The organism is Methanocalculus alkaliphilus, from assembly GCF_024170505.1.
Taxonomy (GTDB): domain Archaea; phylum Halobacteriota; class Methanomicrobia; order Methanomicrobiales; family Methanocorpusculaceae; genus Methanocalculus; species Methanocalculus alkaliphilus.
The window spans coordinates 14,913-39,273 of record NZ_JALJYG010000008.1; the positions used below are offsets into that span (position 1 = coordinate 14,913).

25 protein-coding genes and 1 pseudogene are annotated in these 24,361 nt (G+C 54.5%); 11 read left to right on the forward strand and 15 right to left on the reverse strand.

All coding sequences use genetic code 11. The features are described from left to right. Positions 1–129: 129 nt before the first annotated feature. Both J2T58_RS06850 and J2T58_RS06855 read right to left on the reverse strand, forming a co-directional pair. Positions 130–936 carry a HEAT repeat domain-containing protein gene (locus J2T58_RS06850; protein ID WP_253488371.1) on the reverse strand — a complete coding sequence of 269 codons (807 nt, stop codon included), beginning with the start codon at positions 934–936 and terminating at the stop codon, positions 130–132. Positions 937–1,580: 644 nt separating this feature from the next. Next, complete coding sequence (locus tag J2T58_RS06855; RefSeq protein ID WP_253488372.1) at positions 1,581–1,952, reverse strand: DUF1016 N-terminal domain-containing protein; 372 nt, start codon at positions 1,950–1,952, stop codon at positions 1,581–1,583. 324 nt (positions 1,953–2,276) lie between these two features. Between J2T58_RS06855 and J2T58_RS11320 the strand changes: the two are divergent. Continuing rightward, positions 2,277–2,662 (forward strand): annotated as a pseudogene (locus J2T58_RS11320) (DUF365 domain-containing protein). Positions 2,663–2,948: 286 nt separating this feature from the next. On the opposite strand, the gene J2T58_RS06870 reads toward J2T58_RS11320, so the two are convergent. Then, positions 2,949–3,974: a PDDEXK nuclease domain-containing protein gene (locus J2T58_RS06870; RefSeq protein ID WP_253488374.1), complete on the reverse strand. Its 1,026-nt coding sequence runs from the start codon at positions 3,972–3,974 to the stop codon at positions 2,949–2,951. 259 nt (positions 3,975–4,233) lie between these two features. Continuing rightward, positions 4,234–5,262, reverse strand: coding sequence for a PDDEXK nuclease domain-containing protein (locus J2T58_RS06875; RefSeq protein WP_253488375.1), 1,029 nt, complete (start codon positions 5,260–5,262; stop codon positions 4,234–4,236). A gap of 231 nt (positions 5,263–5,493) precedes the next feature. Here J2T58_RS06875 and J2T58_RS06880 point away from each other — a divergent pair, with 231 nt between their 5' ends. The 8 genes from J2T58_RS06880 to J2T58_RS06915 all read left to right on the forward strand — a co-directional run bounded on the left by J2T58_RS06880 (position 5,494) and on the right by J2T58_RS06915 (position 11,509). Continuing rightward, a complete protein-coding gene (locus tag J2T58_RS06880; RefSeq protein WP_253488376.1) occupies positions 5,494–6,021 on the forward strand; it encodes a DUF365 domain-containing protein in 528 nt (175 codons plus the stop codon). 135 nt (positions 6,022–6,156) lie between these two features. Next, positions 6,157–7,302, forward strand: a complete 1,146-nt coding sequence (locus J2T58_RS06885) for an AAA family ATPase (protein ID WP_253488377.1) — start codon at positions 6,157–6,159, stop codon at positions 7,300–7,302. 4 nt (positions 7,303–7,306) lie between these two features. Continuing rightward, positions 7,307–7,984, forward strand: coding sequence for a DUF4276 family protein (locus J2T58_RS06890; protein ID WP_253488378.1), 678 nt, complete (start codon positions 7,307–7,309; stop codon positions 7,982–7,984). Between the two features lie 33 nt (positions 7,985–8,017). After that, the gene (locus J2T58_RS06895) at positions 8,018–8,533 is read left to right on the forward strand and encodes a TATA-box-binding protein (protein WP_253488379.1); all 516 of its coding nucleotides are present in this window, start codon (positions 8,018–8,020) and stop codon (positions 8,531–8,533) included. A gap of 233 nt (positions 8,534–8,766) precedes the next feature. Continuing rightward, positions 8,767–8,925 carry a hypothetical protein gene (locus J2T58_RS06900; RefSeq protein WP_253488380.1) on the forward strand — a complete coding sequence of 53 codons (159 nt, stop codon included), beginning with the start codon at positions 8,767–8,769 and terminating at the stop codon, positions 8,923–8,925. 149 nt (positions 8,926–9,074) lie between these two features. Beyond that, entirely contained in the window at positions 9,075–9,452 is a 378-nt protein-coding gene (locus tag J2T58_RS06905; RefSeq protein ID WP_253488381.1) for a GNAT family N-acetyltransferase, read from the forward strand. Positions 9,453–9,580: 128 nt separating this feature from the next. After that, entirely contained in the window at positions 9,581–9,931 is a 351-nt protein-coding gene (locus tag J2T58_RS06910) for an alpha/beta fold hydrolase (RefSeq protein ID WP_253488382.1), read from the forward strand. A 252-nt stretch (positions 9,932–10,183) separates the two neighbouring features. Then, complete coding sequence (locus tag J2T58_RS06915) at positions 10,184–11,509, forward strand: sodium-dependent transporter (protein WP_253488383.1); 1,326 nt, start codon at positions 10,184–10,186, stop codon at positions 11,507–11,509. 95 nt (positions 11,510–11,604) lie between these two features. Here J2T58_RS06915 and J2T58_RS06920 read toward each other — a convergent pair whose 3' ends face one another. The 4 genes from J2T58_RS06920 to J2T58_RS06935 are packed head-to-tail and all read right to left on the reverse strand — an operon-like array spanning position 11,605 to position 14,618. Then, complete coding sequence (locus J2T58_RS06920; protein ID WP_253488384.1) at positions 11,605–11,844, reverse strand: type II toxin-antitoxin system MqsA family antitoxin; 240 nt, start codon at positions 11,842–11,844, stop codon at positions 11,605–11,607. Next, positions 11,841–13,796 (reverse strand): type B DNA-directed DNA polymerase, encoded by a 1,956-nt coding sequence (locus J2T58_RS06925; RefSeq protein ID WP_253488385.1) that lies wholly within the window; start codon positions 13,794–13,796, stop codon positions 11,841–11,843. Before J2T58_RS06925 ends, J2T58_RS06920 begins: the two co-directional genes overlap by 4 nt. Next, a complete protein-coding gene (locus J2T58_RS06930) occupies positions 13,783–14,010 on the reverse strand; it encodes a DUF8156 family protein (protein WP_211530124.1) in 228 nt (75 codons plus the stop codon). The genes J2T58_RS06925 and J2T58_RS06930 overlap by 14 nt, the downstream gene beginning before the upstream one ends. Then, positions 14,010–14,618, reverse strand: a complete 609-nt coding sequence (locus J2T58_RS06935; RefSeq protein ID WP_253488386.1) for a hypothetical protein — start codon at positions 14,616–14,618, stop codon at positions 14,010–14,012. Before J2T58_RS06935 ends, J2T58_RS06930 begins: the two co-directional genes overlap by 1 nt. Between J2T58_RS06935 and J2T58_RS06940 the strand changes: the two genes are divergently transcribed. Further along, complete coding sequence (locus J2T58_RS06940) at positions 14,617–15,915, forward strand: STAS domain-containing protein (protein ID WP_253488387.1); 1,299 nt, start codon at positions 14,617–14,619, stop codon at positions 15,913–15,915. The two genes, J2T58_RS06935 and J2T58_RS06940, sit on opposite strands and share 2 nt — an antisense overlap. Before the next feature lie 8 nt (positions 15,916–15,923). Further along, the gene (gene corA, locus J2T58_RS06945) at positions 15,924–16,985 is read left to right on the forward strand and encodes a magnesium/cobalt transporter CorA (RefSeq protein ID WP_253488388.1); all 1,062 of its coding nucleotides are present in this window, start codon (positions 15,924–15,926) and stop codon (positions 16,983–16,985) included. Here the strand turns inward: corA and J2T58_RS06950 are convergent. From J2T58_RS06950 to mvk, 7 genes are read right to left on the reverse strand one after another with little or no spacing between them, the layout of a single operon-like run. Then, complete coding sequence (locus tag J2T58_RS06950; RefSeq protein ID WP_253488389.1) at positions 16,958–17,665, reverse strand: hypothetical protein; 708 nt, start codon at positions 17,663–17,665, stop codon at positions 16,958–16,960. The genes corA and J2T58_RS06950 overlap by 28 nt on opposite strands. A gap of 9 nt (positions 17,666–17,674) precedes the next feature. After that, positions 17,675–19,351 carry a glutamate--tRNA ligase gene (locus J2T58_RS06955; RefSeq protein WP_253488390.1) on the reverse strand — a complete coding sequence of 559 codons (1,677 nt, stop codon included), beginning with the start codon at positions 19,349–19,351 and terminating at the stop codon, positions 17,675–17,677. Between the two features lies 1 nt (position 19,352). Then, entirely contained in the window at positions 19,353–20,315 is a 963-nt protein-coding gene (locus J2T58_RS06960; RefSeq protein ID WP_253488391.1) for a polyprenyl synthetase family protein, read from the reverse strand. Positions 20,316–20,327: 12 nt separating this feature from the next. Next, positions 20,328–21,668, reverse strand: coding sequence for an RNase J family beta-CASP ribonuclease (locus J2T58_RS06965; RefSeq protein WP_253488392.1), 1,341 nt, complete (start codon positions 21,666–21,668; stop codon positions 20,328–20,330). Further along, entirely contained in the window at positions 21,634–22,740 is a 1,107-nt protein-coding gene (fni, locus tag J2T58_RS06970) for a type 2 isopentenyl-diphosphate Delta-isomerase (protein ID WP_253488393.1), read from the reverse strand. Before fni ends, J2T58_RS06965 begins: the two co-directional genes overlap by 35 nt. Next, positions 22,737–23,498, reverse strand: a complete 762-nt coding sequence (locus J2T58_RS06975; RefSeq protein WP_253488394.1) for an isopentenyl phosphate kinase — start codon at positions 23,496–23,498, stop codon at positions 22,737–22,739. The genes fni and J2T58_RS06975 overlap by 4 nt, the downstream gene beginning before the upstream one ends. After that, positions 23,491–24,360: a mevalonate kinase gene (gene mvk / locus J2T58_RS06980; protein ID WP_253488395.1), complete on the reverse strand. Its 870-nt coding sequence runs from the start codon at positions 24,358–24,360 to the stop codon at positions 23,491–23,493. Before mvk ends, J2T58_RS06975 begins: the two co-directional genes overlap by 8 nt. Between the last annotated feature and the right edge of the window lies 1 nt (position 24,361).

A 24,361-nucleotide genomic window follows, 5' to 3' on the forward strand; every position in this document is an offset into this window, starting at 1 on the left:
ATGTTTGGAAGTATGTTTTTACTCAATATGTAAACTTCCACTACCGGGTGACTGATACAATCCAGCTCACTATGAATGCAGGGTTTTAGTGCATATCAAGGGACAGTCTGTAGCCATAGTAACTCGACTTTATGGCACCTCGTCGCTATTTTCCTCATATTCATAATCCCACAAATCATCGAGATCGTCTGAAAGCAAGTGCAATGCCGAGCTGACGCAGTCCACCAGCCATGAGTGTTTTTCGATGTTTGGATCAGACACTGCTTTCACAAGAGGGGGGATTGCCCTTGGGTCACCTATTCTTCCAAGTGCCAATGCAGCTGCACTCCGGCTCTCTTCTTCAGATAGGTTTTCATTCAATAATATTTCACAGAGAGGCTCAAACGCCGGAGCCCATTGGTTCATGCCTAATGCAGTTATAGCTTCATCTAAAAGGTATTCATCAGTATCTGGATCGTTGAGAAACTTCAAAAGAATATAATTTGAATCGATTGTGTTAATGTCCATCAGAATATGAATGATAAGTTTTTTGATATAAACCGAGTATGAACCAAAAGCTACCTCGTCTAACACATCCTCCTCAAGTTCATAATATTCGGCCAAACTATGGATAACCGATCTATCGCCCCCCTCAGTCAGTTCGTATATATAATCAAAAGGGTCATCGAAGATCTCATCGAGTATGGCTGCCAATTGCTTTATGATCGAGGTGTCATAAAAAATGCAGAGATTAATTATTGTTTCATTGATATATTGGAAAAGGGTGTCTCTATCCTCAGTGGGGATATCCCTGATAGATTCTATTATTGGGCCAATCGCTCTCGCATCACCCAGGCGAACAAGACATTTTATTGCGGCTTTCCGGACATCAAGAAAAGGAGATGCAAGGGCATCAATCAGGGCATAGGTGCATTCATCAAACAGATTGGTAGCCATGTCATAAACCTCAGAGTGATCTCAACCATGAAGTAATCAAATGAAGAGTTATTGGGTTTGATCAGGATAAGGCTTGGGTTTTAAAACAATGCTATCGTTGGATGATTAAGAAATCCAAAGCTCAAAAGAAAATATCTCACTCATAAAAACGTTGTCTAACATTACATGGGATGTATACAAATGGCCAAAAGTCCAAGATACCTATGGAAATGGTGAGCAATCCCCCCCAAAGACCATACCTCATACCTGACCGACGTTGACAGTTGACAATAAACAACATCCTTTCTTCCACCCTATCGTTCTCTTGGCAGAGCAGGTTCTCTTCTCGACTCCTCTCTTTTGATTTCGATTCCGTCAGGAAAAAGAAGCTAGTACTATATCAACGTATGATCTTTCATCATGGTATGAATCATCATCAGGAGAGGAGCGATTCCGAAGAACGAAAACACATTCGGACTGCAGGAGAGGGGTATATACTCCTGCGACGAAGAGATATCCATCTAAGTAAGATCCATCTAAGAGAGATCCATTTGTTTCATCCAGAGGGTGGGGATCGATCCCCGGAGGGTACGCCGGAGAGTACCTGCTCTTTCGCTCTTCAAGGATCAGTATGATCCTTCATACCATGATGATCCATCATATCCTCACCCCCCATGGTATCCGGATTCATGAATGACGCACGGATGAAACCAGGGTATTTGTGCAGCAGCCCGCTGCACAAATTCAGGATCGGGCCATGCCTCTGCAAACGAGCGCATGTACTTCAGGTTTCGGGGAGAGAAACCCCGTACATCCGGGAACTCCTTTCTGAGATCGTCTGAGAGCCGGTCGATCACCTTTGATCCCCACCCCTCCTGCTCCTGCCTCTCCATGATCTCCCGTCCTATCTGCCAGTAGAGCAGGATGAGCTCCCGGTTCACCGAAAGAATCGCCCGGGTCTGTGCCTGCCGTATCCGCACCTTCAGAGCCGCAAGAAACGTGGGATAATCCTCCGGGAGTGCATCACTCAAACCCATACACGCCCCTCCGCAGGCTCTCCCCGACCTCCCGGATTTTCGATTCAAATCCAGGTATTGCCCCGTTCTCTGTTGTATTCCTTGCCCACATCGTCATCTTTCCAACCCTCTCTTATCACCGATAGGTATACTTCCTGGATAGGGAGAAAAGAGTACTCATTTGACATTATTGCTGTTCTCCCCGATCACCACATCACAGCCTTTAAGACACCCCATACCAATGGATCGCTTATGAGGACCGACGAAACGACCCTCACCAGCGCCACCAGCGTCTCCGGCGCTACCGGCGTTACCGGCGTCACCTTCCCCGTCCCGAAACAGTATATGAACCGGTTCTTCTCCGGAGGGAAGACCGTCTTTGTGAAACCGGCGACTGTCTTCAAGGAGCTGCGGCGGGGGATGCGGCTCGTCTTCTACCAGTCGCATGAAGATACCGGGTATGTGGGGAAGGGGCGATCAGGTGGATACTGATCGCACAAGACCCCCTCACCTTCTATGACACCTATGGCGATTCCGTCTTCCTCACACGGGATGAGATGATCGCATATCTCGGGAACCAGGAGCGGTGGAAGGCCGTCCGGGTCAGGAAGGGGAGTGAGAGCCGGAAGCGAAACTGGATAGCACTGGAGCTTGAGGATATCCGGAAATATGAAGTGTTGCGGAAACCTGAGCGGTTTGTGCCGGTCGGAGGACAGTATCTAAGGGATTGAAATCAATAGAGTACTACAAGTGAGACCAGAGACTCAGGGATTTAAAGACATTGAATGAAGATCATGAATATCGTCTGCCCCGGCGACCCCCAATAGTTCCTCCCCTTTCAGCGGATGGAGGAAAATCCCTTCCTCACCCTATCGTTGCATTGGCAGAGCAGGTTCTCTTCCCGGCTTCTCTCTTTTGATTTCGAATCCATCTGGAAAAAGAATCTGGTACTATATCAAAGTATGATCTTTCATCATATCCTTCTCCCCCATGGTATCCGGATTCATGTCTGAGTTATCAGATCTCATCCTCCAGCAGTTTTGCAATCTCTTCAGGCCCCGGCAGCTGGCCTTGAAGCTCAGAGGGGAGCTCACTTACAATCCTGTATGTAGCAACTCCGATAGGTGTTGTGGAAGACTGAAGGGCATATTCAACTACAGTACGGTTCTTCTCCTTACACAGAATAATGCCTATGGAAGCATGTTCATTATTCTCACGTACCTGCTGGTCAAGAGCCGTCAGATAAAACTGCATCTTACCTACAAATTCTGGCTGAAACTCACCGACTTTAAGTTCGACTGCAACAAGACAACAAAGCCTGCGGTGAAAGAGAAGAAGGTCAATAAAATACTCCTTATCACCCACTTCAAGCCTGAACTGGCTGCCTAAAAAGGCAAAGACCCCGCCCATTGCACGAAGAAAATCTTCAATCCGGTTTATCAGTGCTCGTTCAAGTTCCCTTTCGGAATGTTCCTCTCCAAGTTCAAGAAAATCAAAAATGTAATCGTCTCTTAAAGCCAGTTTTGCCTGTGCCCTTATCTCCGGCGTAAGCTCCGTATCAAAATTATTCTGACCGGAAAGCATCTTCTCATATGAATGGTTCTCTATCTGGTGAATCAAAACGTTCTTTGACCAGCCAAATTTCCGGGTCATTCGAATATAGAATTCACGTTGCAGAGGATCTTTGCAGCGTGACATTATAACGATATTATGACTCCAGCTAATTTCTCCAACCAATGGCTGGATTTTTTCACTCGTGCAATACTCCAGGTAAAACTGGCGCATATACCATAGATTCTGAACCGAGAAGCCTTTTATACCCGGAAATTCGCGTTTTAGATCATCTGATAGTTGTTGGACTACAGATTTCCCATAGCCCTGTTCAATCTGTCTGCTGGCAATAATACTGCCAATATCCCAGTAAAGGCCGACAAGCTCTTTGTTAACGGCACGAAGTGCTGTATACTGTGCTTCCCTTAACCGGTCTTTTACCTTGGAAAGTAAGACATTGTATCCTTCCGGAAGGTCGGATGTATCCATCATAATTCTCCCTATCTGATATTTCAGAGAAGATATACCCTGCTATTTGCTAAAAGCTAAATCCCCTCAGCTCATCATTATTGATGATCCTGAGCCTGGATCCCATCATCCACACTCCAAGGTAGTGGCATACCTGATCGGTGGTACACCACACCGTGAGTCAGATCGTGGAGTCTTTTGAATAATCTCTCCATATACTCCTCTCCTCATGCAGATCCTCTTAAGATCGTTACCTTACCCGGTACAGACGCCCCCTCCTCATTCAGCCTTCCCTCCGTCCCAGCTCCTCTTCCAGTTCATCCACCGTCGGCAGTCTCCCCCGCAAATCCTCGGGAAGGTGAGTAGTCAGTTCATATCCGGCGACGCCAATCGGTTTCTCCATATCCCTGAGGGCATACTCAGCAATGATGCGGTTCTGTGACTTGCAGAGGATGATCCCAATGCTTGGGCTATCATCAGGGTGGCGGAGGAGATCATCAACAGCTGAGAGGTAGAAGTTCATCTTCCCGGCATACTCCGGGATGAACTCTCCAATTTTCAATTCGATCACCACGTATGACCGAAGTTTGAGATGGTAGAAGAGGAGATCAATAGAGAATTCTCTCCCTCCAATAGAGAGCCTGTACTGATTCCCGATGAACGCAAAACCTACCCCGAGCTCCAGAAGGAAATCGCGGATATGCTCGATCAACGCCCGCTCCAGCTCCCTCTCGGCTGCATCCTCCCCGATCCCGAGGAAATCAAAGATATAGGGATCTTTGAGTACCGATCGTGCAAGATCTGACTGAGGTGCAGGAAGTGCTGATGAAAAGTTCGTCACCGCCCGCCCCTCGCGTCTGATAAGCCCACTCTCGATCTGATGCACGAGAACGTTCCTTGACCACCCGTTCGCAATTGTTCTTTGGATATACCACTCCCTCGCCATCTGGTCTTTGACCTTGTCGAGTAAGGTGATCGCATGATACCATGTTATTTGTGCAAGCACCTCTTGCACAAATTCAGGATCGGGCCATGCCTCTGCAAACGAGCGCATGTACTTCAGGTTTCGGGGAGAGAAACCCCGTACCTCCGGAAACTCCTTTCTGAGATCGTCTGAGAGCCGGTCGATCACCTTTGATCCCCACCCCTCCTGCTCCTGCCTCTCCATGATCTCCCGTCCTATCTGCCAGTAGAGCAGGATGAGCTCCCGGTTCACCGAAAGAATCGCCCGGGTCTGTGCCTGCCGTATCCGCACCTTCAGAGCCGCAAGAAACGTGGGATAATCCTCCGGGAGTGCATCACTCAAACCCATACACGCCCCTCCGCAGGCTCTCCCCGAACTCCCGGATTTTCGATTCAAATCCAGGTATTGCCCCGTTCTCTGTTGTATTCCTTGCCCACATCGTCATCTTTCCAACCCTCTCTTATCACCGATAGGTATACTTCCTGGATAGGGAGAAAAGAGTACTCATTTGACATTATTGCTGTTCTCCCCGATCACCACATCACAGCCTTTAAGACACCCCATACCAATGGATCGCTTATGAGGACCGACGAAACGACCCTCACCAGCGCCACCAGCGCCCCCGGCGCTACTGGCGTTACCGGCGTCACCTTCCCCGTCCCGAAACAGTATATGCACCGGTTCTTCTCCGGGGGGAAGACCGTCTTTGTGAAACCGGCGACCGTCTTCAAGGAGCTGCGGCGGGGGATGCGGCTCGTCTTCTACCAGTCGCACGAAGATACCGGGTATGTGGGGGAGGCGACGATCAGGCGGATACTGATCGCAGCAGATCCGCTCACCTTCTATGACACCTATGGCGACGCCGTCTTCCTCACCAGGGATGAGATGATCGCGTATCTGGAGAACCAGGAGCGGTGGAAGGCCGTCCGGGTCAGGAAGGGGAAGGAAAATGAGAATGGAAGTGAGAATGAGAATGTGAATGGGAGTGAGAATAAGAGCCGGAAGCGGGACTGGATGGCACTCGAGCTTGAGGATATCCGGGCGTATGGGGCGGTGCAGAAGCCGGAGCGGTTTGTGCCGGTCGGAGGACGGTATTTAAGGGAATAATGCCAACTATCTTCAATTGCAATGAAGGTGCAAAGCGTTCATCTGGTGCCTTCCTTACATTCCGGGCAGGGGAGCACCAGCAAAGAGATGGATGAACAAGATGCATGAAAGAGATGCAGCAGAAGGAGAGGAGAGATGGAGAACCTGTACAGCATCAGAATTCAGGGGTACAAATCAATTCGGGATCTCACACTTGACATCAGGGCGATTACCATCCTGATTGGAGCAAACAGCTCCGGCAAGAGCAATATCCTGAGCATCTTCAAACTACTCAATGCAATCGCCAAAGGAAGGCTCAAACTAGCCATGAGCAGGGGCGGTGGCGCATCCTCAACACTTCACTATGGATCGAAGCGAACAGGTGAGATGGCCATAGAAGTCAAACTTGGACCTCACCAGTATCAGTGTGTACTTGCTCCTGCACAGGATGGGCATCTCATCTTCACTGAAGAAAGACCGGGGATTCATCTGGATCTTCAGCCGTCATTTGTCAGGGATCAGGGGACCTCTGCTGGCGTTGAGGGGAAAGGCCGATCAAACTGGCATCGTTCAATTGATGCAGGCGGCAACTGGGAGAGTTCCCTCTCAAAACTGGCAGAAAAGGGAGATCCTGCATCAAGGCAGATCCTCAGGACCTTCAATGATCTCCGGGTATATCATTTCCAGGATACATCAGATACTGCTGATGTGAAAGGGATACAGCAGATCAATGATAACCTCTACCTCCGGGAGGATGGAGGAAACCTGGCCCCTTTTCTCTATGCACTTTCCCATACACATCCCGATCATTATACGAGAATTGTTGAGACAATACAGCTTGTTATCCCGGGTTTCGATGACTTTACCCTTCGCCCAATGGTGGAAAATACCAATATGATGCGACTTGAATGGAGAGAGATCGACTCGGATTACCTATTTCTTGCGCATCAGCTATCGGATGGAACCCTCAGATTCATCTGCCTTGCAACTCTTCTCCTCCAACCGGATCCACCTGATCTGATCATCATTGATGAGCCGGAACTTGGTCTCCATCCATCTGCCATCCAGGTTCTGGCAGCACTGATCGGGAGTGCATCACATCGGACACACGTGATTGTAGCAACACAATCAGCGATGCTTGTTGATCTTTTTGAACCAGAGGATGTTGTTGTTGTCGATCGGCTGCAAGGAGAAACAACCGCAAGAAGACTCAATCCAGAAGAACTGGAGTCATGGCTCTCAGAGTATTCACTGAGCGAACTCTGGGAGATGAACATCCTTGGCGGCAAACCCGTCTGGTGATTTGATGATAAGGCTGAAGATCATAACCGAGGGTCAGACCGAAGAGTCTTTTGTACGATCCCTCCTTGCTCCTCATCTTGCAGGACATCAGATCATTGCAATTCCTATTACCATACCAACAGCAGTTGGAAAGAGGACTCACCGTGGAGGAATTGGAAGCTACACTCGTATGAGAAGATTAATTCTCGGATCTTTTGAACGGACTGGAGCATATATCACCACGATGATTGATCTTTACAAACTACCAGAGTCATTTCCGGGCATGCAGGAGGCTGCACCTATCACCGATCCTTATCAGCGGATTCAGTTGCTTGAGGAGGCTCTGCGTCTGGATATTGACAATCGTTTTTTCATCCCTTATATTCAGCTTTATGAATTTGAAACACTCCTCTTCTCTGATATCGAGGGTATTGATGCGCATATGAGAGTCTACACCCGTTCCCGGCTCCGTGATCTCAGAAATATTCTGAGAGACTATCCTGGCGGACCCGAATATATTAACGATGGGGAGATGACTGCCCCCTCAAAACGACTTTTAAAAGTCTATCCCTCCTACCGAAAAGTGCTCGATGGCAGTCAGATTGCAAAACGAATCAGCCTTGGTCCCATGCGGGAGAAGTGCCCGCATTTTAATTCCTGGATCTCCGGACTTGAAGAGCTCTCCAGAAGGCAACCTATCTGAAGAAGAAAGACCAACACTCTCACCAGACCTCAGATGAAGATCATCAATATCGTCTGCTCCGGCGACCTCCGTCAGGCCATCCCGTTTCAGCGGCTGGAGGAGCTCCCATCCGCATCATACCGCTATGACCCCGGAAAGTACCATGGGGCGTATATCCTCATCTCCACCGGCAAAGTCACCCTGTATAAAAGTGGGAAGTATATCATCTATGGCCTGAAATCCCTCGATCAGATCAATGGAGCCTACCAGGAGTTCCTCGCCATCATCTCCCCGATCATCGACCCTGCAGCCGCCACGCCGCCGAAGGTCCAGAATATCGTCGGGATGGAGGACTTCGGGATGGCGATCAACCTCTCCCGGTTCGTCATCGCCGAGGGGATGGAGCGGGTCGAGTACGAACCCGAGCAGTTCCCGGGCGTCGTCTACCGGGGGGAGACGGGGACCGCCCTCCTCTTCTCATCAGGGAAGGTGATCTTCCCGGGATTTAAAGATCCGGAAACGATGGAGGCGTTTGCAGCAGAGCTGAAGGAGAGAACGAGCAGGATATGAAGCATGTATCAATGCTTCCGTACATCCCGTATCTTCCCTGGGATTAATTGATCAGAGGAGGATTGTGGGTAGAGGGCGGGGGCACTGAAGTAACTCACGCCCGGAGCATGGAAGGATATCTTTATAGTTACAGGTGAGAATAATACAATCAGAACCAGAATCCTCAACCGACCCCTTACGAAGAAAATTTATATTATGGGTGTTGTGATTGTGTACGATATTGGAGGCTCCTCATGGCAAAAGAGATTGAATTAGGTCTGGAATTAACAGGAGAGGATGCTCTCACCTTCCATAGATACAATAAAAAACCATATGATACGAGAGATGGTCGTGAGTTGATCAAGGAGGCTGTTCGACTCTCGAAAAAGGCATCTGAAACCATACATCTTTGAAAGATGCCTCCGTTTCATCAGGATCTCGAGTATCATCTTTTTGATAAGACATCAAATATTCAGTCATTTCAGTGCAGCAATCAGGATCTTGACGAATTTTAAAAAAGGATGCCTTCACGTACACACAGGAGAACTGGGCAATTACCAGATTGGCATATGATAAAGGTCAATTAATAGGATATTTTACCCTGACAGCAGACAGTATTGAAGTTGATGCAATTATTGCAGATGGTGTGACATATCCTCACAGAAGGTACCCGGCGATAAAACTTGCACGACTGGCTGTAGATGATAGATGGAGGAGAAATGGATATGGGAAAAATATTCTCCTCAAGTCACTCGTTGTTGCTTTGACCCTTTCGAAGTATGTTGGAATCAAATATTTAACCGTTGATTCTGAACCGGAATCTGTAGATTTCTATAGAAAATACGGCTTTATTACTGCTAAAAGACGTATTCATAATACAATTCCTCTATATAAGCTTCTCCATCCACCTATGGACAATGGTGATGACAACTCCCATTGATAACTGTGGAAAAAGGTTTGAATACGAATCAGAAATGACTATTCTCCATACGATCCGCTTCTGTATACCCCCCATCACCCTCCTCCTCATCTCCGCAATACCTGCCCTTATTGGAGCATCGGGATGTGTTGGGAACCCTGACATCACCAGTCCCGATCACCGAATCATTCCGCACCACCCACCCAGACCCCCTCACCTGGTTTGTGGACTTTGGGGAGGTTGCCGATCCCGGTGCCGTGCAGGCGCAGTTTCATGCCTTCAGATCATGGGAGGGTGTCTCTGCGGATCTCCCCACAATCCGTGCCAGGATACTCGTCATCACCGGAGATCAGGATATCGTCATCCCTCCGGAGAATGCGTTTATCATCGCTGATGCAATCCCGGATGCCACACTCATCATCGGCGAAGGACAGGGGCACGGGATGATCTTTGTCGAGCCTGAGAAGATCGCGGGAATCATCGTGGATTTTCTGGATTGATCGCATAAGGTCTGGTAGTTGGAAGGGGGGAGGAGAGCACCTTGCTGGTATGACGGACATGAGCCACTCATTAGCCAGATCCACGTCCAGCCACCACATAATCAGGTTCATCAAAAAATGCCAATCAAGGAAGGTACTCCGTTATGGGTCTTGGAACGTGGGTAAAACGGATCTATTTAGCCAGATCCAAAAGGTACCCCCAACCCCCTGTAGATACACAACCACTATCTCCCCGGAGATCCATCCACCTTCATGGAGCTCTGGTCATCCCGCCTCGGCTTTATCCTCGCTGCGATCGGATCAGCCGTCGGCATCGGGAACATCTGGCGTTTCTCAACAGTCGTCGGCCAGAACGGAGGCGGCGCCTACCTCATCCCCTACCTCACCGCCGTCCTCCTCGTCGGCCTCCCGCTGATGATCCTTGAGATGCAGGCGGGCCAGCGGACCCGGAGCACCGTCATCGCCGCCTTCAACAAAGCCGGAGGGCTGGGTGGAAGGAAGGACGGCGATACATCCCGGTCGCCGGTCAGGTTCGCCGGCTGGATCATCTGCATCGTGATGACCGGGATCTTTTCGTACTATCTGGTCATCACCGGCTGGACATTCGGGTACCTTGCCTTCTCTCTCACCGGGACCATTGCACCATTTTCGGAGTTCACGGGATCCTATCTCCCGATCCTCTTCTTCGTCCTCTCGGCAGTTATCTGCGGGATCATCATATCCTCGGGCGTCCGAAGAGGGATCGAACGGACAACGACACTCCTCGTTCCGATCATCTTCGTCCTCCTCGCTGCGATGATCATCGTCGCCGTCCGCCTCCCCGGGGCAGGTGCAGGACTTGCCTTCCTCTTCACCCCTGACTTCTCGGTCCTCTCCGATCCCCTCATCTGGGCAGCAGCCCTCGGCCAGGCCTTCTTCTCGCTCTCGGTCGGGTACGGGACCCTCCTCACCTATGGTGCATACCTCGGATCCGCTGAGAAGATCCCGGCATCCGCTGCAATCGTTACAATCGCGGATGTCTGCGTCTCCCTCCTGGCCGGGATCGTCATCTTCTCGATCGTCTTTGCCTTTGGCCTTGAACCGGCAGCAGGCCCGGAGCTCGTCTTCACCACCCTTCCGTACGCCTTTGAGATGATGCCGCTTGGCGGAATCGCCGCTGTCTTCTTCTTTGCAATCGTCTTCTTTGCCGCGATAAGCTCAGGGATTTCCTTTATCGAGGTCCCGACCGCTGCCCTGGCAGAGACGTTTGGGCAGTCGCGGAAGAAGATGGCGGCCCTTGTCACCGGTATTGCCATCCTCGCAGGGCTTCCCGCCGCTGCAAGCTATACCCCGCTTGCCCTCTCCATTGGGGGCATCCCCATCCTTGACCTGATGGATGAGGTCTTCGGGACGATCGGCCTCTCTGTCACCTCCCTCCTCATCGCGGTGACCTTCTCCTGGTTCTTCGATCCCAAAGCCCTCTGGGGCGATCTCTCAGGCAGGCATCCCCTCGTCCGGGCACTCCCCCCGCTCTGCAGGTATCTCATCCCGGTCGCCCTCCTCATCACCACGACGTTTCGGATCGCCGCCCTCTTCTGAAGGGTGCTATCCGAACTCCCCCCTTTTGAAGAGGTGGATATCCATCGATATCCCATCTCTGGTGGTAGAGAAGACCATCACCGGCTGGTATACTCTCAACAGGTTACAGAACCTGGAACATATCTGCGGACATCGATAAGAGTACCATTCTTTGCAATCCGCTCAGCCAGCAGCATGATCTCATGGGTGATCGACGCATCCACGTAATCTTCCCCGCAGTTCATGCAGATCTCTGCCGGGACCTCCTTCACCACCAGAAGAACCCCCTCCCGCTCGAAGGTGATCGTGGTCGTACCGTGCTGCCTCTCTCCACTCCTGCAAACTACACAGATCATCCTCTTCTCTCTCCATTATCATCTCCCCTCCTCGGAGAAAAAACAGGTGCCACCTCCTCAAATGCCCGTTCAAGGAGCACCTGGTAGTACTGCAGATCTGCCGTCGCTGCCTCCCAGGGGGGATCGACGAGGAGCCGCTTCCCGTCCCGGACCACATACCCGATCTCCATCCCCGCCTCAACCGGGACACCCGCCATCCCATAGGCACGGATTGCAGACGCTTCAAGGCAGCGGCGGGCATACTCCGTCCTGCTCACCCGCCGGGTGATGACGAGATCCTCCATCGCCGCAGCCGGAAGGGAAGAGATCGCCTCATGGAGCATCCGGCGTGCCTCCCCGGCAAGCCCGGGAAGATCACCCGCAGATGCCGCCCTCTCAAAGATGGCAAACAGCCCCTCCTGGAAGGATCGAACATACGGGGGGGTATCCCTCCGGCGGGCGGCAACCCCCCGGATCTTCATCCCCCCTCCCCTCAGCCGCCCGAAGTACCGGTTATATGCCCCGGTCCCGTCTGCCATCGGGAGAAACGCAATCCAGTGGTATCCCTCGGACTCGGTCGCAATCCCCGTCTCCCTCTCCGTCTCCCTGATGAACGCCTCACTATCCCCCCCGGTTATCCAGAGCGAATCGACGATCCCATGAAGGACGGTGCATCCCGCATCCTCGGCGATCTCCTTTGCCCGGATCAGGATCTCGCGTGCATGCCGTGTCACCGCCTCATGCACCTCGATCCGCCCGAACTTCGCGTTTCGATACCCGGTATAGCCAAAACTTGTCACCAGCATCCATTTCAGCAGGCTGTCCATCCCGGCATACCTGGGCTCCTCCTTCTTCAGCCCCTTCGTCCTGATCCGGAGTGCAAGCACCGGAGCAAGGACCGAGGCGAGGAACCCCTCACCCGTCGATCCCGTCACCGTCTCGGGGGAGAGGTTCTGGCCGACGATGATCGAGGGGTACATCGAGGTGAAATCGACCTGCAGCAGATCATCATAGACCCCCGGAACCGGCTGGAAGATCATCCCTCCCTTATCTGCCTCCCGGAGCATCGAGATCGGACGCGACCCTTCAGCATCCCATTTCCGGTACGGCACCGCGATGCCACGCCTGATCGCCTCATAGTTCTCATAGGAGGAGATGAGGGTTCCCGGCGTAAACCGTGCCGTCAGGTTTGGGGAGAGGCCGGTCAGCCGTGCTGCAAAGAGGACCCCGGCAAGGCCGCACTCACGGTACGTAAAGCTCCGGTCGGTATCGATGAGGCACCGCCCCTCCGGGATCACCGCCCCCTCGCGGTGGACCATCTGCCCGTAGCTCCAGTATGACCGTGCAGAGAGGCGGCTGTACCTCCCCGTCCTGCTGATCGGAACGATCACCCCTTCTCTCTCCGCCTCGTCGATGAGGATCGGCATCCAGTAATCCGCATGGGGGAAGAGGATCAGATCCGGATCAGCATCATCTATCACCCCGGCAAGCCGGTCGATCACCGGCCCGGTGATCGCGTCCCCATCGACCCGGATGCCGCTCACCCGGCGGCTTCGGTACGGGGGATCAGCGACCTCGATCTCCATCACTGCAAGGCTCCGGTCAAAGACGGGGCTGAACCGGTCCTCTCCCGGTACTGCGCAGAAGGTGATCCCCGCGTCGGCAAGAAACCGCTGTTCCGGCCTGAGATCAAGGTTATAGATCCGGGCGGTATGACCGCTCTGCTCCTCGATCAGCCCGGCAACCCGGCGCGACGCAACGATGCTGTACCCATCCTCGACCCCGAAGATCGTCTCTATCCGGCATTCGGAGAGGCCATACCGGTCATCCAGGGCATCGAGCATCTCACGGTGGCGGTGGGGATCCTCGATGACGAACGAGAAGGCCGGGGTATAGGTGACCCGCCTCCTCTCCCCGCCCCGGCCGAAGAACCGGATCGACCCCCCGTCTGTGGCCGCATCAAGGATCCACATCGCGTTCCTTCACCAGTTCGAGGAGGACCGAGAAGACCGCCGCCTCAAGGGGATCATCGAAGGCATAGAACCCCTCCCCGGTATGTGCCCGTGCCATCTCAGCCAGCCGGGCGGCATACGGCCGATCCTCCTTCCGCAGTGCCCGGCCTGCCCGCTCCCACCGGCGTGCCGTCTCGTTGACGCCCTGCCGGACGCTTTCGATACTCCGGCCCATCAGAACGCCCCCAGCGAGACCTGGCCGGCCGGCCTCTCACGCGGCCCCCTTCCTCCCTTCGGCTCCTCCTTCTGCTCAGATGCAAGCGTGACGATCCGGTCGGCATAGCCGGCGAGCGTTCCAAATGTCCGATCAGGAACCGGGGTATACAGCAGTACAATCGATCCCGCCGCCATCTCCTGCATCGTCCGTCCAACCGTGGTGATCAGATGAGCGGGAGCTCCGTCGAAGAGGGTCGGATCATGCTCGATGAAGATGATCGTATGTGCAGCCTCACGGAGGATCGTCAGGAGCTGGTGGGTCGTGAACGCCCGCCTGACATCAAACCGGGCTGTCCGGTCCCCGACCCGTGAGAGGAGCCGGGAATAGTTCCCGGAGATGTACAGAAAGAGGTACCGCCTCAGTTCATCCCGCCGTGCGAGCAGGCGGACCATCTCCTCCTCAGGCGAGACGATTGCAGAGAACGTTCCGGTTGTGAGGGTGATCCAGGGTGTCAGTCGCATCTCCATACCATCAGTATGGATGAGCCGGGTATTGATGATCAGCGTCCGGGATGCGAAAGTGAACGGGAGATATATATCTCTTCCTCTCCAAGCTACCTGTATCATGCAGATAACAGTCACCCGAAACGATGGTATCCTCGTCTTTGTGCTGGATGGACGGCTCGATGGCCATGGTGCCAGTATCCTTGAGGATGCCATCCGGTCTGCGTTCTATGACGACGACACCGCTGCAACCGTTGATATGTCCTCTGTCGGGTACCTGTCAAGCGCAGGGATCCGTACCCTCCTGACCCTTGCAAAGGAGGTGAAACGGCGTGGCGGGGTGATGGCACTCGTCGGTGTTCAGGAGTACCCTCTGAAGGTGCTGAAGATGGCGGGATTCCAGTCGATCTTCTCGATCGTTCCGACCGTTGAGGAGGCGATCCGGATCTGTGGGAAAGGAGATGTCGCCCTCTCCCTCATCGATGAACTCTCCCTCCCCTCGGTGACGAAGGATGGTGTACGGTACCAGACCGAGGTTGCAGAGGTTGCCCCTGCCGGGCTGAAGGTCCGGGGCAGCCTTGATACCCTCCTCCATGCCCGGATCACACAGGATGACCTCAAAGAAGCGTCGTTCTCATCCATTGAGTACTCGTTTGGCCTTGGGGCGCTCGGGCCGGATGCCGCGTCCGCCCTCCCGATCCTCGGTGAGATGATCACCCTCCATGGCACGATGATCTGGCTCCCGACCGATGGGAACGACACCCCGGACTTCCTTGCACCTGCAGGAGATACGATGGATATCCCGGTCTATACCGCCTTCAATGTCACACTTGAAGGGCCGTTCCATGAGTATGTCTCCTTTGAATCCGATGATCCCGCCGGGGTTTCACTCGCCGATCTCTATCGCCAGATCATCTCGGCCGCCCGTGTCAGGCGCAGGGACTTCAAAGGGATCATCGCACTTGCCATCGCCGGGGTCAGTGCAGGCATCACCGGATCAAGCATCACCCGGGCACCGCTGAAGGAGTACTCCGGCGGCCTCAAAGGCACCATCATGGAAGGCGATGCATCCGGCGACTGGATATCGACCAACGAGTATCCCCTCTACCCGGGGGACACCCTCGTCTCGTTTGGAGTCGGGGTCGATATGACGGCCGACCTCTCAGCCTATGATCCCGCTGCTCTCCACGCCCTCGCCTCAACCCACCCGGCAAAGAGAGGGGAGCAGGATCTCAGCCTCCATAACCATGGCGTCATCTTCAAGGGGAAGCCATGGGACAGAAACACCGACCTCGGACGACAGATACAGTCCCTCATCGATACCGGCGAGGTGACTGATATCCGCCACCTGAGCGATACGACCCGTCTCCGGCGCGGAAAGATCGGGGTCGCCTATATCGGTGCGGTCGTCGAGGAGTAGGCAGGCGTATGTTCCCCCACCGGTTCATCAAGCCATCCGGAAAGGCGGGCCTCCCGCCCGGCTCCCTCGTTCATATCGGGGAGAAGCCGGTAGAACCCGTCTCGATAACGGTGATGGATTATGATGCCGGTGATTCGCTCCGGGAACTCTGCCTCCTTGATCCCGATACCATCAGCCAGTACCGGGACAGCCCGTCAACAACCTGGATCAACATCAACGGCATCCATGACAAGGATGTGATCCGGATGATCGGATCGCTCTTCTCGATCCATCCGCTCACCCTTGAAGATCTGATGAATACCACCCAGCGGCCGAAGTTCGAGGAGTTCCCCTCCTATCTCTTCATCGTCCTCCGGATGCTCTCGCGTGAGGACGGTGAGATCCGTTCCGAACAGGTGAGCCTGATCCTCACGGACCATTGCGTCATCTCTCTCCAGGAACGTGCAGGCGATGTCTTTGATCCCATCCGGGCACGGATCCGGAACAAAGGGCGGATCAGATCCTATGGATCCGATTTCCTCTGCTACTCGCTCATCGATACCATTGTTGATGAATACTTTGGTATCCTCGAGTCGCTCGGCGATGATATCGAGATTCTTGAAACCACCCTTCTGGCGGATCCAAATCCCGATACCGTCCAGACGATCCGGGGCTTCAAACGAGATCTCATCATGCTCAGAAAGGCGATATGGCCGCTTCGTGAGGTCCTCTCCGCCATCGAGCGGACCGAGACTCCGCTCATCTCGGCAAAGACCGGGATCTATTTCCGTGACATCTATGATCACACCATCCAGGTGATCGATGCCATCGAATCCCTCCGCGATATCACTGCGGGGATGCTTGATCTCTACCTCTCCACCATATCGTTTAAGATGAACGAGGTGATGAAGGTCCTGACCATCATCGCGACCATCTTCATCCCCCTCACCTTCATCGCCGGTGTCTATGGGATGAACTTTATGTACATGCCCGAGCTGGAATGGACTCTCGCCTACCCGGCCGTCCTCGCCCTGATGTTTGGCATCTCGATTCTGATGCTCGCCTACTTCCGGAAGAAACGCTGGATATAGGAGAAGAAACCCTCCTCCACTCTCTCCGTTCTGAAGATTGCGGCCCCATCCGTCACCTTCGGATGCGGGATCGGCCGCCTCTTCTTCCTTGGCGCCGCCAGCGTCCCGGCGACCTCCTCCCTGAGAGCAGGGAGATCCGGCCTGATGATCGGGTACCCCCCCTCCGCAAAGAGGGGACCAAGTACATCGGGTGGAGGGGATGGAGAGAGATAGAGGAAGATGATCTCCCTCCCCCCTGCGAGTTCCGAGAGGAGTGCTTTCTTCTCTCTCACCTCGCTGATGAACGAGGCCGGCGGGGGAGCAATCGTCGCCTCCCCAAAGAAGATCCGCCCCCGGTTATCTGCGAAGAGGAGATCGATCTCTGCGGCGATGACCCCGTCCCGGCAGATCCGGATATTCCCATCACGGGTGTAGCGTATCCCGTTCTTCGCCCGGCTCTCCTCCGGCACATCCGCACCAAAAGCTGCTATGCCTGCGATCAGGGGGCTCTCTTCTCCGGCTTTCCTGAGGAGTTCGTAGATGATCGCCTCAAAGAACCTCCCCTCGGATCGCCGCCTCGCCTCATGATCCTCTGCAGCAAGCTCCTGCCGGACCGGTAGCGGAAGATGGCGGAGTGCGGCGACGGCATCGGCTCTCTGCACCGATGCCTCTCTCAGGAGGGAGACGACGGGATCATCCATAAAAAAGTGTTATCTGTGGGTGAAGTATGCAGTGACGCATCCATCGTCGACGGCATCAATCCTGACGAAGCCGAACCGTTCAAACTGGATCGTCGTACCAATGGATCCGGCAACCCCGGCTTCGCAGACGCCGCTGATGATCCCCTCCGGTGTCAGGATCCGACAGGGGATCGTCTGATCCGGCGGGAGCCACTGGATGATCGGCGATTTTGCAGCCCGTATCTCGGTGAGGGAGTCGCCTGCATAGACTGCGGTACTCTCGCCCGTCACCCTGATATTGAAGAGATCCTTCAGCCGGATCAGTTCGTTTCCTTCCATCTCCTTTCCGGGGATGAGCACCTCTCCCCTGAAGGTGATCGTCCGGTAGCCACGCTCCTCATCACCCGGATAGAGGGGTGCATGGGCCGTCTGCTCCGGCCCGTCTTTCACGGTGAGATGCACCGGATCCTGGACGAAGAAGTACCGGTCCGATCCTTTATCGATCAGCTCCCGGTTCTTTGCAAAGAGATTATCCCATGAAAACGAGATGTCGGTCCCGCCACAGCCGATATCGATGACCGCCGCCCGGACCGCCTCAGGCCGGATACCCCGGCGGGCCATCGCCCGGAGTGTTCCAAGCCTGATATCATCCCATCCGGTGAAAGTTCCGTCTGCGATCCCCTGGTGCATGGAGGAGGTCGAGAGGACGAGCCCCTCGATGGACATCCTCCCGTAATGGAGATAGTGGGGGGGCTTCCACCCGAAGTAATCGAAGATGTACTTCTGCCTCCGGGTATTGGCGATATGATCTTTTCCCCTGATCACATGGGTCATCCCGAGGAGGTGATCATCAATTGCAACCGAGAAGTTCATCAGCGGATAGACGGTCGCATCCACACGGGGGTGGAGTGTTGAACTGACGATCCGCATCGCCGAGAAGTCCCGGATTGCCGGGTCCGGGTGATCGATCTCGGTCCTGATCCGGACGGTCGCCTCCCCTTCGAGGAAGGTCCCGTCGAGCATCTGCTCCCAGCGGAGAAGATTCTCTTCAACAGTGAGATCCCGGCATGGACATGCCTTCTTTGCAAGCTTCAGCTCACGGAACCTCTCTGCCTCACAGGTACAGACATATGCACCGCCGATCCCGATGATCCGGCGTGCATACTCATAATAGATATCGAGCCGGTCGCTCTGGTACACAATATCCGAGATCGCAATCCCGAGCCATTCGAGATCCTCGCGGACCATCTCATATGCCTCCGGGACGACCCTCTTCGGATCGGTATCCTCGATCCGGTAGATGTAGGATCCACCGTATCGCCGGACATAATAGTCATTTAAGATGGATGCACGGGCATGGCCAAGATGCAGGGGACCGGATGGGTTTGGAGCAAACCGCATCACAACCCCGCCGTCTGCATCGGGGAGCGGAGGGAGATCCGCTGACTTCTCCTTCTTCTCATGCATCGAGGCGATGAGATCCGGTGCAATCGCTGCAAGCCTCGCCTCACGCTCCTCATGGGTGAGGGCTTCGACCCCGGCAAGGACAGAGCCGATGATGGCGTTTAACTCCTTCGCCCTGCTCCGGAGCTCCGCATGCTTTCCAAGGACAGCACCGATCACCGCCCCGGCACGGGGGACATTCTGATGTTTTACTGCATTCTGGAGTGCATACTGCTCAAGGATCGTCCGGATCTCATCACCCATCTCAGAACCCCCGCGTCACGAAGAAATCGACCATCTTATTGATCAGTCGCTTCTCTTCGGAGTCGGGGATGACGGAGAGGCCTTTCTTGGCATTCGTTACGAGATCACGTGCGATCTGTTTGACATCATCGATGACGCCTGCATCCTGCAGCCTGGTGATGATTACATCGATCTCGTCATCGGTGAGATCCTTGCGGTATGGTTTGAGATCGATTCCCTTCTCCCGTGCGACGATGGCGATCAGGGTCTGCTTCCCTGCCCTGAGATCGGATGCCCGGTCTTTCCCGCTTCCGTCCCGTGGTGAGAGGAGATCGATGAGATCGTCCTGTATCTGAAACCCGATACCTGTCGTCATGCCGAGGTTATAGAGCGCCTCTGCCTGTGGTGGACTCGCTCCTGCAAGGATCGCACCGATACCGGCGGCAGCTGCGTATAATGCCCCGGTCTTCATGCGTACCATCTCAAGGTACTCGCCACGGGAGACATCATCCCTCTTCTCAAAGGACATATCATCCGCCTGCCCCTGGCAGATCTCCGCACAGGCATTGGCAAGCATCGAGACGGCACGTACCTGTGCCTTGGGATCAGCCTCCGCCTTGCAGATCAGGTCGAATGCCCGTGCATACAGGACATCACCGGCGAGGATGGCGGTCGCCTCATCCCAGATGGTATGGACGGTCGGAACCCCCCTCCGGAGCGAATCCTTGTCCATGATATCATCATGGACGAGGGTGAAGGTATGGGTCAGCTCAAGTGCCAGTGCTGCCGGAAAGATCCGATCGGACGACTTCTTCTCGATCGCTTCGGCTGCAAGCATCACCATTGCCGGCCGGAGACGCTTTCCCCCGGCGAGGAGGAGGTGGGCGCTTGCCTTGTTCAGATCTCCCGGAGGGTCTCCGAGGGAGCGAAAAAGCGTCTTATCAACGAGATTCTCAACTGATTTCAGGTATTCATTCAGATCCATATTTCGTACCTCTCACTTCTGAAGCAGAAGCCTCTGACCATTATTCATCAGGTGCACATCTTTGTGGAGTGTGTATCCAAGTTCAGCTGTAAACGCGGCATATGCCCCGGACATATCCAGACCCCCGTGTGATGGGATGATATGCTGGGGGTTGAGCATATGGATAAAGTCATAGTGATCCTCCCGGTAGGCGTGGCCGGTGACATGCAGGTCATCAAAGATGCGTGCCCCCTTCATCGCAAGCCTCGTCTCGGTGAGATACCGCTGCCCGAAGTTCATCGGGTTTGGGATCACCTTTGCGGAGAAGAGGACTTTGTCCCCCTTCTCGATCTGATAGGGTGTATCACCCTGGGCGATCCTGGTCAGGACCGATCCCGGCTCGCCCTGGTGGCCGGTGATGATCGGCATGAACTTCTCCTTCCCCTCCTTCATCATCCGCCGGAAGATCCGATCCACGGTCCTCCGGTTCCCAAAGACCGAGGTGGATCTGGGGAATGCGACAAGTTTCATCTGCTCTGCCGTCGTCGAGTACCGTTCCATCGAGCGGCCGAGGAGAACCGGCTTTCTCCCGATCTCATGGGCCGCTTCGGTCAATGTCTTCAGGCGGGCGACATGGGATGAAAAGGTCGTCACAAGGATGGCGTTTTTGTCATCCTCAAAACTGGTGATGACATCACGGACGAGATCCCGTGCGATCCGCTCGCTCGGTGCTCTCCCCTTCGACTCGACATTAACACACTCTGTGATGAGGCAGAGGACCCCCTCCTTCCCGATCTGTGTGAGGCGGTTAAAGTCCGGGGGCTCCCCGATCACCGGGGTCCGGTCAAACTTGAAGTCATTTGCATAGATGACCGCACCATGGGGTGTGTGGAGAACCGCCATGACGGTATCGATGATCGAGTGCTGGGTTCTGACAAACTCAAGCGTGAGATGCTGCGAGATGGTGTACTTCCCACCGGCCTTCAGGGCAAAGAGTTTGTTATTCACTCCGAACTTCTGTTCGCCTGCAATCTGCTGCCTGATCAGCTCGGTTGTATATGGTGTCGAGATGATGGGGGCATTATATCGGTGGGCGAGTTTTGGGAGTGCTCCGATATGGTCGAGATGCCCGTGGGTACAGACGATTGCCTTGACGGTCCCCTCGATCCCGTTCATGACGGTATCATCAGGGATGGCCTTCATCTGGATGAGATCGAGGGAATGCATATTCTCGACCTCGGCATCCTCATGGATCATGATCCGATCGAGGCGCAGACCCATGTCAAAGATGACGATATCTTTACCGCAGCGGACAGCGGTCATATTCCGACCGACTTCTTCATATCCGCCGACGGCTATTACTTCTATCTCCATAGTGTTTTTCACATCCTGTTTCCTGTATCATATCGCGCGTATCTCCGGTTATATACGTCCTGACTCTTCGCATATCGCGTATCGTCGCGGCTCCCGAGAGGAACATCGCTACTGTTAATTCTCTGTGTATCTCTTCGATTGCTGCATTGAGAGCTGCATCGCTCTCCATCGCTGGTGCAAGGAGTGGAAGTGCCATCCCTGCCATATCAGCACCGAGTGCGAGGGCCTTTGCAATATCGAGGCCGTTACGAAGGCCTCCTGTTGCAATAACCGGCCCTCCGGTCTCTCTGACCTCCATCAGGCTCACCACTGTCGGGATCCCCCAGCTCAGGAAGTCGTCACCGAGGCGTCTCTGTACGGGGTCGCCAGCTTCGTCGGCCCGGACCCCTTCGACACGGGCCCATGATGTGCCACCGTATCCTCCGATATCTATCGCCTGAACCCCGGCGTTCCAGAGGTTATATGCGGTCTCCCGTGAGATGCCCGATCCCGTCTCTTTTGCGATCACCGGGAATGGAACGAGCGAGCAGAGCTCTTCTATCGCCTTGAGGCATCCGGTTGCATCATGATCACCTTCGGGCTGAATCGCTTCCTGGAGTGGATTTAAATGGATTGCTATTGCATCCGCCTCGATCATCGAGACGGCCTCCTCAGCCCAGGCAGGTCCATGGTCGCGGAGCTGTATCGCCCCGATATTTGCAACAATGAACGCAGTCGGAGCCTCTTCCCTGACCACAGAGAACGAGTGTCTGAGATCGGACCGCTCAAGTGCTGCCCGCTGTGATCCGACACCGATGGCGCATCCGAATCGCTCGGCCGCACGCCCGAGACGGCGGTTCACCTCGGTCGTTCCGGGATGGCCACCAGTCATCGCGGCGATGAAGAGGGGGGATGAGAGGGTTGTGTTCAGGAAACGGCAGGAGAGATCGATATGATCCATATCTGCCTCAGGAAGTGCGGAATGAACGATCCGTACATCGGAAAACCCCGAACATCCTGCTTCAATCTCCTTCTCACTGCAGATGCGGAGGTGATCGAGTTTGCGTGATGTCGTCTGTTCAGGAAGGGTCATAGCTGCTCCATGACGATCTCAGTTCCGCCGTGATCGTCTCCGGCGAGAAAGTCTCCGAGTCGCCCAATATGAAATATCGATGACGTGATGCCCGTATCGGCGAGGGCGAGAAGTTCTTGTACCTTCCCCCGCATCCCTCCGGTCACATCCATCTTCTCCGAGTCCCCGAGATCGATGGTATCTACGGTTGATCGTGTCAGCTCCCGGACCACCTCTCCTCCGGAGAGGACGCCGGCCACATCGGTGGCAAGGCCGACGCGATCTGCCCGGACCCCTTCTGCAATTCTGAGGACGAGCTGATCACCGGAGATGATGCAGGCTCCACGTCTCCTGTCCATAACGACATCGCCATGGAGGACCGGTACAACACCGAGATCTGCCATCACTGCAAGCTGCCCGGTCTCAAAAGAGATGAGCCGTCCATCCTCTGCAAGTGAGCCGCAGAGGGGGTGGACCCCGACGGCATCGATACCGGCATCCCGGAGTATCGAGACAACGGTGCCGTTGAGACCTGCAACGGCACGGTGTGTCTCTCCGATACCAGCGGCATTCTCCTCTCCGACGCCCTCCTGAATTCGGTACTGGTGGGCTTCAGGGTGGCCGCAGGATCCCGCACCATGGACGATGATAAGGGGGAGATCCCGATGGAGAGCGATAGTCTCCGCTATCGCCTGGAGCCGGGTGGTGTGTATCACCCCCGGGTTCTGCTTCTCGGTGATCACGGATCCCCCGAGCTTGAGTACGGTCGTCTTACTCATCCTTCTCTTTCCGGACACCCTGGGTGTCAATGGTGGTGATGATTGCCCGTGCATCGCACGCCTCAATCGCACCAGCGACACGGGTTTTGGCACTCTTGGAACAGAGTGCAAACATACACCCGCCACCTCCGGCCCCGGTCACCTTTGCTCCAAGCGCCCCGGCTGCCCGGGCAGCCAGGACGAGACGGGATATCTGGGGATGGCCGACGCCGAGGGCATCCAGGAGTGCATGATTCATATTCATCAGGTTGCCGAGTTCACGCGGATTGTTGAAGTGGTGCATCGAACATTTGGTGACCGCGGCGATTGCTTCGATTATCGGATCGGCTATCTGGGGGCGTGTCCTCTTCAGCTCGGCCACCTTCCCGACCATCTCGGATGTATTGTGATGGGTGAGGCTGTTGCCGATGACAAGCTGGATCGGCTGGGGGGGGAGCCGCCTCTTTGTGTTGCCGGTGATGAGCACCATCCCTCCGACGGTTGAGACATACGTATCTGTCGCGCTTGCCCGCCCCTTCTGAACGTTCTTCTCAACAATATGAGCAAGAGATGATAGCTCTTCCGGACTTTTGCCCATCTCAAACTCATCATTTATTGCAAAGAGGGTCGCAACCGTCACTGCCGCCGAGGATCCGAGCCCTGATGAACTTGGAAGCTGGGACCTGACATAGACCGATCCCGAGACCCCCATCTGCCGGAAACACTCGGCAATATACGATGAGTTTGGTTTCTTCTGCCGCTTGGCTCTCCGGACGGTGACCATCACCCTCGGCTTGATCGCCATTGCAATACCGGGTTTGCCATAGACGACAGCATGTTCACCAAAGAGGAAGACCTTCCCTGGAGCACTCCATGTTGCCACC